Source organism: Streptomyces scopuliridis, from assembly GCF_042790125.1.
Lineage (GTDB): Bacteria > Actinomycetota > Actinomycetes > Streptomycetales > Streptomycetaceae > Streptomyces > Streptomyces scopuliridis_A.
Map to the genome: position 1 here is coordinate 1 of NZ_JBHTZS010000029.1, position 11,273 is coordinate 11,273.

Here is an 11,273-nt window from a genome sequence, read left to right on the forward strand (position 1 = left end):
GACCACAGCTCCATGCTCTTCGTCGCCATCGGTCTCGGCGCGCTGGTGAACGCCGTGCTCATCGGCTGGTGCGCCCGCGCCCTGAGCCGGGGCCGGGTACGTCGGGTACTCCACGCCGGAGACGTGCTGGACGACGCGGATGACCTGGCAGGAGTAGCCGAACTCGTTGTCGTACCAGAGGTAGAGGATCGCGTTGTCGCCCTCGACCTTGGTGGCACCCGCGTCCACGATAGAGGCGTGGCGCGAGCCGATGAAGTCGCTGGATACCGCGTCGGGGGCGCTGATGAAGTCGATCTGACGCTTGAGCGGCGAGTTCAGCGACACGTTACGGAGGTAATCGAGGACCTCCTCGCGGCTGGTCTCACGCGCGAGTTGCAGGCTGAGGATCGCGATCGAGACATCCGGCACCGGAACGCGGATCGAGCTGCCGGTGATCCTTGCGTTGAGGTCGGGCAGCGCCTTGGCGACGGCGGAGGCGGCACCGGTCTCGGTGATGACCATGTTGAGGGGCGCCGAGCGGCCTCGGCGGTCGGACTGGTGGTAATTGTCCAGCAGGTTCTGGTCGTTGGTGAACGAGTGGACGGTTTCCACATGGCCGCGCAGAACACCGTACTCGTCCGCCATCGCCTTCAGCGGCGGGACGATCGCGTTGGTGGTGCAGGACGCGCAGGACAGGATCTGCTCGTCCGCCTTGATCATGGTGTGGTTGACGCCATGGACGACATTGGGGACGTCGCCCTTGCCGGGCGCGGTCAGGACGACCTTGTCGATGCCGGGGCGGAGGTGCTTGGACAGACCCTCGCGGTCACGCCATCTGCCGGTGTTGTCGATGAGGATGGCGTTCTTGATGCCGTAGGCCGTGTAGTCCACCGACGTCGGGTCGTCGGAGTAGATCACCTTGATCTCGTTGCCGTTGGCGATGATCTTGCTGTTCGCCTCGTCGACGGTGATCGTGCCCTGGAACTGGCCGTGGACGGAGTCACGGCGCAGCAGCGAGGCGCGCTTGACGATGTCCTGGCCGGCGCCCTTGCGTACGACGATGGCACGCAGCCGCAGGCCGTTGCCGGAACCGGTCTTCTCGATGAGCAGGCGGGCGAGGAGACGGCCGATGCGGCCGAACCCGTAGAGCACGACATCGCGCGGCTCGCGGCGCTCTATCTTGTTGTCACCCGTGGCGCCTGCGACGGCTTCGGCGGTGAACTCTTCCTCCGAGAGGCCCCGGTCGTCGGCCTTGTACGTCGCGGCGAGCATGCCGATGTCGATCTGCGAAGGGCCGAGATCGAGCGTCGTGAGGGCTCGCAGGAACGGAAGCGTCTGAGTGACCGAGAGCTCCTCGCCGGCGATCTGCCGGGCGAACCGATGCGTCTTGAGGATGCTGATCACCGACTTGTTCACCAGGGAGCGGCTGTGGAGCAGGACGGTGATGTCCCGCTCCCGGTGCAGCTTCCCGATGATCGGGATCATCGCCTCCGCGATCTCCTCACGGTTCTTCCAGTTGGTGAACGATTCCTCAGCGACAGTCACAGATTTATCTTTCGAGCTAGGCGGTGCTCATATGGTAACCCCTCGCTGTTTTGATCATTCAAACGGTCCCACCTGGGCCGGACGCCCTGCCTCAGCGCCCTGCCCGCGCCTGGACGAGCGGCCATCCTCGAACTCGACCTGAGGCGTGAGCGCGTGACCGCCGTCAGATTCCGGGGCCGTAGCCGGGGTCCGGGTGCTGGCGGGGGGTCCACCACTCGGTGAGTCCCCATACCCCGAGCGCGAGCGCGGCCAGGGCCGCGAGTGCCGCCACCCAGGGGCGATGTATCCACTTCATGGTCAGCGCCCAGGAGACAGCCGGAACGAGAGCGCCGCCGAGCACGATGAGCGGCAGATCGACAAAGAGCACGCTCAGATCGCGGGCATGGCCCTCGAATCCACCGTCAATACTGAAGGCGGCCCGCGGTGCCCACACGAGCGCCGCGGTCGTCGCGCCGAGGGCGGCGAGGAAGCATCCGGCGGCGTCCCGTATCCGCGGCTTCGTATCCGTGGTCCCGCGCGTGGTTCTGTCGCTCATGATCGCAACAGACGCGACGGCACGCCGCGTGGTTCCAACGGGGCCCACCTTCTGGTTCAGTTGTTGCAGGACGTGAAGTCCGGGCTGGTCTGTGCCAGATAGATGCTGGACCGGCCCTGGTCGTCGCTCTTCAGGGGGACGGTGACGGTGTCGTTCGCCTTCCACGGGAAGCCGTTCGCGTCGAAGGTCCACTCACCGGTCACCTTCGTCGCCAGCTCCGACAGTGCCACCCATCCGTAGTGACGGGACGGCACGGTGATCATCAGGCTGTTGCCGAGATCCTGCCGCAGGTCGTAGCTGACCTGGCCGGAGATGGTGAGGCTGACGCTGGTCTGGACAGGGCTCGCGACTCCCGTACCGAGGCCCGAGGTGAAGGACACACCGAGCTGACTCGACCAGCCGGTGGAGGTGTTGAGTGAGAACGTCCACGGCACCGGCGCCTCGGTGCCGTTGTACCAGACGGGAGAGATGCACTGCTTCGGCAGCGGCTCAGCCGGGGCCTGGGAACCCTTCGTCCACGAGCAGGTCGCCGCGTCCTTCTGGCAGCGCTTCGACGCGTAGTCCACCGCGGCCTTCAACGCGTCACCGGCCGCCGACGAGGGGATCTTCCACTGCTGCGCCTTGCTGCCGTTGCAGCCGTAGGTCTGGGTCCAGGCGTCGTCGTACTGGGCCGCCAGGACGACATCGATACACTTGTTGTCACCGGCGTTGCGGATCATGAATGTGTCGGTGGTGCCGTTCACGGGCTGGAAGTACCAGCGCTGGCCCGACGATCCGGAGCAGGACCGCTGCCGGAGCGGATAGGCGGCTTCGACACACTTGCCCGTGGTGCCGTTGACGAGCGTGAACGACCCGTCGGCCTGCGTGGTGGCGTTCCACTTCTGGTGGTAGCCCGGCGCGGAGTTGGTGACGATGAAGACTCCGTCCCCGGTGTTGCCGTTCTGCACGTCCAGGTTCCGGCCACCGTTGGCCGACGCGAACGTCAGGCCGCTCAGGCCCGTACCGGCGGCCTGAGCCGTGCTGTCCCCTTGAGCCGTGCCGTCCGCCTGAGCCGTGCCGGCCTGGGCGGCCAGGCCGAGGATGACGGCGAGCGCGGCCACGAGGACGGCGAACGTTCCGCGTAAGCCGCTGTGTCTGGGCGGTTTCATAGCAGAACAACCCCCTTATCTGATCGCTGTGTTGGTGGTGCGGTCCCACCTTGTTCGGCACACTATCGCTCGCTATGCCCCTGCGGGCGATGCCCGAAAAAGCTTGACGCCCACCGGTCTCCGGCGGTCGGATGGCACCCCATGAGCACAGGGCGGATGCATTCCGACGAACACGTCATCGACAACGACCTCGTACGGCGGCTCATCGTCGGCCAGTTCCCGCGGTGGGCAGGGCTGGCGGTGGAGCGGTTTCCGTCCGGCGGCACGATCAACGCCATGTACCGGCTGGGCGACGACATGGTCGTACGGCTGCCGCTGGTGAAGGGCGGGGCCGAGGACGTGTTGATGGAGCGGGAATGGCTGCCCCGCCTCGCGCCTCTGCTGCCCATGCCCATCCCCGAGGTGCTCGGGGCCGGGAAGCCCGCCGAGGGGTATCCATGGCCGTGGTCGGTGTACCGGTGGCTGGCCGGCGAAAACCCCGTGGCAGGTGCGCTGAGCGAGCCCGTACCGCTGGCCGAGGATCTGGCCGGATTCGTGGCGACGATGCGGAGCATCACCCTTCCGGAAGCCCCGGTGGCCTACCGCGGCGGCCCCGTCGCCTCGCTCGACGCGTCGACCCGGGCGGCGATCGGGAAACTGCGCGCGATCCCGCAGGAGGGCGTCGACTGCGATGCCGTGACCGCCGTATGGGAGGACGCGCTGCGTGCCCCGGGCTGGGATGCGCCGCCGGTGTGGCTGCACGCCGATCTGATGCCGGGCAATCTGCTGGTCGACGGTGGCAGGCTGACCTCGGTGATCGACTTCGGGTGCACGGGGGTGGGCGATCCGGCCTGCGATCTGTTCCCGGCGTGGAATCTGCTGCCTGGCGATGCCAGGGAAGTCTTCCGCACGGCACTCGGCGTGGACGACGCGACCTGGCGCCGCGGCCGGGGACGGACGCTGTCACAGGCGGTGACCGCGCTGCCGTACTACCGGAAGACGAACCCGGCGATGGCGGACAACGCGCGGCATGTGATCCGGACGGTGCTGACAGAGGGCTGACGCCACGTCGGCCCGGAGGTCCGCTCGGCTACCCGCGGGGCCAGGGCCTGCCGCCGAGCCGTTCGATGTCGGTGTTGAAGCGCTTCAGATAGGCGGCGAAGGCGGCGATGTCGTCCTCCGGCCAGTCAGCCATCACCCGGTCCAACGAGCGGACGATGCCCTCCCGTTCCTCGTCGAGTACGCGTGCGCCCTCCGGCGTGATGCGGAACTTACGGGCCATGCCTCCGTCGGGATCCGGGATGCGCTCCGCGAGTCCGGCGCGTACCGTCGCGGCCGTCTGCCGGTTCAGGGTGGAGGCGTCGAGCCCGAAGGCGTCGCTGAGTTCGCCGATCGACATCGGCCCCTGCATACGGATGCGGCTGAGCAGGATGTAGGCGCTGCGGTCCAGAAGGGCGTCCTTGCGCCGTCCGCCCCTCTGGTTCAAGAACGTGTGGCGGCTGAGCAGCATCTGCTCGTACTCGACCTCATGCGTGGCCCCGACCATGCGTATGTCGCCTCCTGCCTCTCTCGCCGGTCATTGTCGCACCCGCGTCCGGACGGCCCGCACTCCATCCTCACGCGCATGAATCCTGCACGTAAAGTGGTTGTTGCACATCATATGTATGATGCACAAGCTCTTTCCGGACACCCAGTCAGTTGCACAGTCATAGGAGTCCCCTGATGGACGCCCCACAGCACGCATCCCGCGCGGGTGGCGTGGTCGCCACGCTGGCGCTCGCCGGTACCACGGCGGCGATCATGCAGACACTGGTCACACCGCTCATCGCGGAGCTGCCGCGGATTCTGCACACCACGCCGTCGAACGCCACCTGGGTGATCACCACCACCCTCCTCGTGGCAGCCGTCTGCGTGCCAGTCGTCGGCCGGCTGGGCGACCTGGTCGGCAAGCGCCGTATGCTCCTTGCGTGCTCGGTGCCGCTGATCGCGGGCTCGGTCGTGTGCGCCCTTTCCTCGTCCGTCATCCCCATGATCATCGGGCGCGGCCTGCAGGGCATGGGGATGGGCATGGTGCCGCTGGGCATCGCCCTGCTGCGGGATGTCGTTCCGACGGAGAAGCTCAGCTCGTCCATCGCGCTGGTGAGCGCCTCCATGGGGATCGGCGGCGGACTCGGCCTGCCGATCGCCGCGGCGGTCGCCCAGTACGCGAACTGGCGGGTGCTCTTCTGGGGATCCGCCGTACTCGCCACGGTGATCGCCGCACTGATCTGGTTTCTGATCCCGGGCGTGCCGGCCGCCGCCAAGGGGCAGCGTTTCGACGCGCCCGGCGCGCTCGGCCTCGGTGCCGGCCTGGTCTGTCTGCTGCTCGCGATCTCCAAGGGGGCCGACTGGGGCTGGGGTTCGGGCACCACACTCGGCCTGTTCGCCGCCGCCGTCGTGCTGCTGCCCGCCTGGGGCGCGTGGGAACTGCGTACGGCCGACCCGCTGGTCGACCTGCGCACCACGGCCCGTCCCCGGGTGCTGCTCACCAACATCGCCTCGGTCTTCGTCGGTTTCGCGATGTACGCCGGGATGCTGGTGATGCCGCAGCTGCTGCAGTTCCCCGAGGCCACCGGTTACGGCCTGGGGCAGTCGATCCTCGCGTCCGGCCTGTGGATGGCGCCCGGTGGCGTGATGATGATGATCGTCTCCCCGCTCGGCGGCAAGCTGACCAACGCCTGCGGCCCGAAGGTCACCCTGCTCAGCGGAGTCCTGGTCATCGCCGGAGGCTACGGGCTGTCACTCGCGCTGATGGGGTCCGCGTGGGGAATCATGCTGGCCATCATGGTGATCAACAGCGGTGTGGGGCTCGCTTACGGCTCGATGCCGGCGCTCATCATGAGCTCCGTCCCGCTCTCGGAGACCGCCGCCGCGAACAGTTTCAACACACTCATGCGTTCTCTGGGCACCTCGGTCGGCGCCGCTGTGATCGGGCTGGTCCTCTCCCAGATGACGACCAGCTTCGGCGGCCAGAGCATCACATCCGAGAGCGGCTTCCGTACCGGCCTGCTGATCGGCTGCGGCATCGCGGTGGTCTCCGCGGCGATCGCGGCCGTCATCCCGGCCGTACGCCACGTCGCCACCGGTCCGGACAAGTCGCCCTCGGCCCCCGAGCCGGAGAAGTCCGCCGCCTGAGCCCTGGCGTGAACGGCGGGACGAGAGCGCCGGGAGAGAGAACGTCCGAGTGCGGGCGGCAGCTCGTTGGAGACGCATCGTCTAGACGTGTGCACGCAGTGCCAAGGACGCCCGGTCTGTGACCGAGAACCCTGGAAGGAGACAAGCCACCGCGCTTCGGCGCCCGGTCCGAAGGACTACTCGATATGAACAGTTGGAAGAAAGCCGCGGTCAGCCTCGCGGCGGCGACCGCACTCGTCGGCGCGTTCACCGGAACCGCCGTCGCGGACAACCACGCGTCCGTCGCTCCGCCCGACAACCACGCGTCCGTCACTCCCGCCGACAACCACGCCTCGGTCACTCCCGCCGACAACCACGCCTCCTGACCGTAGGGCGCGGACAGCCGCCATGGCCGGGGCACAGACCCCGGCCATGGCGCTGGAATGCCCACCCGCTTCGACGGCTCGCCGGAACGGCGACGGCGCGGGGCCCCTTTACGCCCTTGTCATGTGCCGGTAGCTTCCGTGGGGCAACTCTGCAAGAAATTACGGCAAGTTCCAGGAACTTCTTGCGAGAGGTCACCGCCGTCCAGGACGGCGACCTCGCCTTGGGAGACGCGCATGAGACGCAACCTCCGCCGCGTGACGCGGCGTTCCCTCACGGCACTTGTGGCGGCAGCCGGTCTGCTGGGGCTCCTCTCGGCGGTGCCCGGCGCACCGCCGGCATCGGAGCGGGCCGTCAATACCCCGGAACCGGTCGTCGCGCCGGTCGCCGCGGTGGCCAACACCGCCACGGTCTTCTACTACACCAAGACCAAGAACTGGCCCAGCACGTATCTGCATTACGCCCCGGACGGCGGACCGTGGACAACGGTCCCCGGGGTGCGGATGGAACCGGCGTGCACGGACTGGGTGAAGCAGACGGTCGACCTCGGCTCCGCCGAAGGGCTCCGGGCCACGTTCAACAACGGCAGCGGCACCTGGGACAACAACAACGGCGCCGACTACGCACTGGGCACCGGCGCCCTCACGGTCAAGGACGGGGTCATCGCCCACAGCGACCCGTGCGCCGGTGGCGAAACCCCCACCGGCAACAGCGCCACCGTCTACTACGCCACGTCCGCCCTCAACTGGTTCGCGTACAACCTGCATTGGGCACCCACGGGCGGATCATGGACCGCCGTGCCCGGCACCGCCATGGAGAGCGCCTGCACCGGCTGGGTCAGGAAGACCGTCGACCTGGGCACCGCGACCGGCTGGCAGGCCACCTTCAACAACGGCAACGGAACGTGGGACAACAACAACGGCGCCAACTACGCGCTGACCACCGGCCGGACCACCGTCAGCAACAGGACCGTCACCAGGGACGCCGGTGACCCGTGCGCGGCGCAACCGCCGGACACCGAGGCCCCCAGCGTGCCCGCGAAGGTGACCGCGAGCGCCACCGGCGTATCCGTCGTCGTCTCCTGGGAACCGTCCACCGACAACAACGGCGTGACCGCGTACCAGGTCACCCGCGTCGGTGGCACCAAAGGAACGGTGGTGACCGATGTCGGTTCCACCGTCCACTCCGACAGCGGTCTGGAGGAGACGACCACCTACACCTACACGGTGAAGGCCGTGGACGCGGCCGGAAACACCTCCGCGGCCTCGGCCCCCGTCCAGGCCACCACCGGTGTGAAACCGCCCGGTCCGGCGGCGGGCACACCCCTCGGTACCGATCCGCGCAAGGACCCGATCTACTTCGTGCTCACCGCCCGGTTCAACGACGGTGACAGCTCCAACAACCGCGGCGGCAGCCAGCACACCGCGTCCGGCAACGCCGCCAACAACGACCCCATGTTCCGGGGCGACTTCAAGGGTCTGGTCGACCGGCTCGACTACATCAAGGGGCTGGGCTTCTCGGCCGTCTGGATCACCCCCGTGGTGCTCAACCGCTCCGACTACGACTACCACGGCTACCACGGTTACGACTTCTACAAGGTCGACCGACGGCTGGAGTCCGACGGCGCCTCGTACCAGGACCTGATCAACGCCGCCCACGCCAAAGGCATGAAGATCTACCAGGACGTCGTCTACAACCACTCCTCGCGCTGGGGCGCCAAGGGGTTGTTCACACCGACCGTCTACGGCGTCCGCGACTCCCAGTGGAGCTGGTACTACGACGAGAAGAACGAGGGATTCGCATACGATGGGCTGACCGTCGACCCGAAGTCGGGGAAGTCGTACTACAACGGCGATCTCTGGTCCACCACGGAGCCCGCCGGCAACACCTGTCTCAACTGGGGCAAGCCCACGGGCGGTTCCAGCCCCGAGGGCTACACGCTCTACAACTGCCAGTGGCCGAACCCGACCTCCGGCATGTTCCCCAAGGCGTACTACCACAACTGCTGGATCGGCAACTGGGAGGGCGAGGACGCGCGTTCCTGCTGGCTGCACGAGGACCTCGCGGACTTCAACACCGAGTCGGCGCCCGTACAGAACTACCTGATCGGCGCCTACAACAAGTACATCGACATGGGTGTCGACGGCTTCCGGGTGGACACGGCCGTACACATCCCGCGCGTCACCTGGAACCGCCGCTTCCTGCCCGCCATTCAGGAGCGTGTCACGAGCAAGTTCGGCGCGACCGCGGCCCAGAACTTCTTCGTGTTCGGAGAGGTCGCGGCGTTCGTCAACGACAAGTGGAACCGTGGCTCGGTGAACCACTCGGCGCAGTTCTACACCTGGAAAGAGCGCAAGGAGTACGCCGCGGACGACGAGAAGGCGGCGATCGAGCAGTACGACTACGAGCAGCTGCTCGGCACCGGAAACCAGCCCACCTCGGACAACGCCTTCCTGACCGGTGCGAACGGAAACACGTACCACGCACCGGATCGCAGCCGCTTCTCCGGCATGCACATCATCGACATGCGCATGCACATGAACTTCGGCGACGCCCCCAACGCGTACCACAACGGCAAGGACTCCGACGACTCCACCAACGACGCGACCTACAACGTCGTGTACGTCGACAGCCACGACTACGGGCCGAACAAGAGCAGTCAACGGTACGCGGGCGGAACGGACGCGTGGGCGGAGAACATGTCCCTGATGTGGACGTTCCGCGGCATCCCCACCCTCTACTACGGATCGGAGATCGAGTTCCAGAAGGGAAAGCGGATCGACTGCGGCCCGTCCTGCCCGCTGGCCACCACCGGGCGCGCGTACTTCGGTGACCATCTCGCGGGAACCGTGAAGGCATCGGACTTCGGCAAGGTCGAGTCGGCGAGCGGGCAGGTCGCCACCACCCTCGACCAGCCCCTGGTCAGACATCTGCAACGGCTCAACGAGATACGCCGGGCGGTGCCCGCGCTGCAGATGGGCCAGTACTCGACGGAGGGCATCTCCGGCAGCATGGCCTTCAAGCGCCGCTATACCAACGGCTCGACGGACAGTTTCGCACTCGTCACGGTCACCGACGGCGCCACGTACTCCGGTATCCCCAACGGCACGTACACGGACGCCGTCACCGGTGACGTGCGAACGGTCTCCAACGGGACCCTGACCGTGGCGGCGCCGGGCAAGGGGAACGCGCGGGTGTACGTGCTCAACGGGGCGGGGAAGATCGGCGCCACCGGGCCGTACCTCAAGTAGCCCAGCCTCGCGTAGCCAGGACTCAAGCGGCGAGGACTCAAGCGGCCAGATGCGCAACGGTGTTGCGCGGGGGCGGACACGGGCCGGAGCCCGCGTCCGCCCCGGGGCGTGACCATGACGCAGCATCATGAGATGCGTCACATTTACCGGCTATTGACGGTCAGGACACCTCGCAGCAATATCTGTAAACGTTTCCAGCTGCCGGAAACGTTTACAGAAGCCGGGAAGTTGACGACGCGGGGGGCCACATCGATGCCGAGGACACAGAGCGGCGGTCAGCCGACCATCGTGTCGATCGCCGAACGCGCCGAGGTGTCCATCGCCTCGGTGTCCCGGGTGCTCAACGGACTCGGCGCCCGCCGGGACACCGTCGAGAGGGTGGAGCGGGCCGCGGCCGAACTGGGCTACGTACCCAACGCGGTGGCCCGTTCCCTCAAGGACGGCAGAACACGGCAGTTGACGTTCGCCATGCCGGACATCGGTAACCCGGTGTACGTCGCGATGGTCCGCGCCATCCAGTCCGTCACCAAGGCGGCGGGTTACCGGCTGCTGCTGCACTCCACCGACGCCGTGGTCGACGATGAACTCGCCGTACTGCACAGCCTGGGCGACCGCACCAGCGACGGCCTCATCATCTGCCCCATCCGGATCACGGACGAGCACGTCGAGGCGCTGCGCACCGCGGCCGGACCGGTGGTCGTCATCGGTTCGCTGCCCGACGACGTGCCCGTGGACAGCGTGCGCGCCGACTCCGTCGCGGGCGCCGCCCTGGCCGTACGGCATCTGCACGAGACCGGCCGGCGCCGTATCGCCTTCGTCAACGGCCCTCCCGATACGGTTCCCGGCCGCAACCGCGACAAGGGGTTCCGCACCGCCATGGCGGAGTGCGGCCTCGTATACGACGACTCGCTGGTCGTACACACCGACTTCGGCATCGACTCGGGCGCCGAGGCCGCCGAGCGGCTGCTGACCGACGATGACTCCCGGCCCGACGCCGTGTTCTGCGCCAACGACCAGCTGGCGCTCGGCGTCGCCCGCGCCCTGCACTCCAGGGGCCTGCGCATCCCCGAGGACGTCGCCGTCGCCGGGATGGACGACAGCCTCCTCGCGCAGGCCGGCTGGCCCCCGCTGACCAGCGTCGACCTGGGCTCCACCGAGCGCGGCCGGCACGCGGCCGAACTCCTTCTGGAGCGCCTCGGCACAGCTGACGGCACGCGCCCCCCGACTCCCCGCACCACCACCGCCCCTCCCCGCCTCGTCGTCCGCGCCTCCACCGCGCCGACGGCGGTCAACAGCTAG

Annotated in this window: 9 protein-coding genes; 5 read left to right on the top strand and 4 right to left on the bottom strand. The window is 67.8% G+C overall.

What is annotated here, in order from left to right; genetic code table 11:
- From ACFRKB_RS31135 to ACFRKB_RS31145, 3 genes are all read right to left on the bottom strand, one after another.
- A partial coding sequence (locus ACFRKB_RS31135; protein ID WP_383109950.1) for a glyceraldehyde-3-phosphate dehydrogenase occupies positions 1 to 1,524 on the bottom strand: 1,524 nt, incomplete at its 3' end.
- A 163-nt stretch (positions 1,525 to 1,687) separates the two neighbouring features.
- Positions 1,688 to 2,059, bottom strand: coding sequence for a hypothetical protein (locus ACFRKB_RS31140; protein WP_383109951.1), 372 nt, complete (start codon positions 2,057 to 2,059; stop codon positions 1,688 to 1,690).
- 56 nt (positions 2,060 to 2,115) lie between these two features.
- The gene (locus ACFRKB_RS31145; RefSeq protein WP_383109952.1) at positions 2,116 to 3,207 is read right to left on the bottom strand and encodes an RICIN domain-containing protein; all 1,092 of its coding nucleotides are present in this window, start codon (positions 3,205 to 3,207) and stop codon (positions 2,116 to 2,118) included.
- 141 nt (positions 3,208 to 3,348) lie between these two features.
- On the opposite strand from ACFRKB_RS31145, the gene ACFRKB_RS31150 reads away from it, so the two are divergent.
- Positions 3,349 to 4,248, top strand: coding sequence for an aminoglycoside phosphotransferase family protein (locus ACFRKB_RS31150; RefSeq protein WP_383109953.1), 900 nt, complete (start codon positions 3,349 to 3,351; stop codon positions 4,246 to 4,248).
- 28 nt (positions 4,249 to 4,276) lie between these two features.
- Here ACFRKB_RS31150 and ACFRKB_RS31155 read toward each other — a convergent pair whose 3' ends face one another.
- Positions 4,277 to 4,732, bottom strand: coding sequence for a MarR family winged helix-turn-helix transcriptional regulator (locus tag ACFRKB_RS31155; protein ID WP_383109954.1), 456 nt, complete (start codon positions 4,730 to 4,732; stop codon positions 4,277 to 4,279).
- A gap of 176 nt (positions 4,733 to 4,908) precedes the next feature.
- On the opposite strand from ACFRKB_RS31155, the gene ACFRKB_RS31160 reads away from it, so the two are divergent.
- The 4 genes from ACFRKB_RS31160 (at position 4,909) to ACFRKB_RS31175 (ending at position 11,273) form a co-directional block, all read left to right on the top strand.
- Entirely contained in the window at positions 4,909 to 6,360 is a 1,452-nt protein-coding gene (locus tag ACFRKB_RS31160; RefSeq protein WP_383109955.1) for an MFS transporter, read from the top strand.
- A gap of 185 nt (positions 6,361 to 6,545) precedes the next feature.
- The gene (locus ACFRKB_RS31165; protein ID WP_383109956.1) at positions 6,546 to 6,725 is read left to right on the top strand and encodes a hypothetical protein; all 180 of its coding nucleotides are present in this window, start codon (positions 6,546 to 6,548) and stop codon (positions 6,723 to 6,725) included.
- Positions 6,726 to 6,959: 234 nt separating this feature from the next.
- Positions 6,960 to 9,974, top strand: a complete 3,015-nt coding sequence (locus ACFRKB_RS31170) for a carbohydrate binding domain-containing protein (protein ID WP_383109957.1) — start codon at positions 6,960 to 6,962, stop codon at positions 9,972 to 9,974.
- A gap of 252 nt (positions 9,975 to 10,226) precedes the next feature.
- Positions 10,227 to 11,273 carry a LacI family DNA-binding transcriptional regulator gene (locus ACFRKB_RS31175; RefSeq protein WP_383109958.1) on the top strand — a complete coding sequence of 349 codons (1,047 nt, stop codon included), beginning with the start codon at positions 10,227 to 10,229 and terminating at the stop codon, positions 11,271 to 11,273.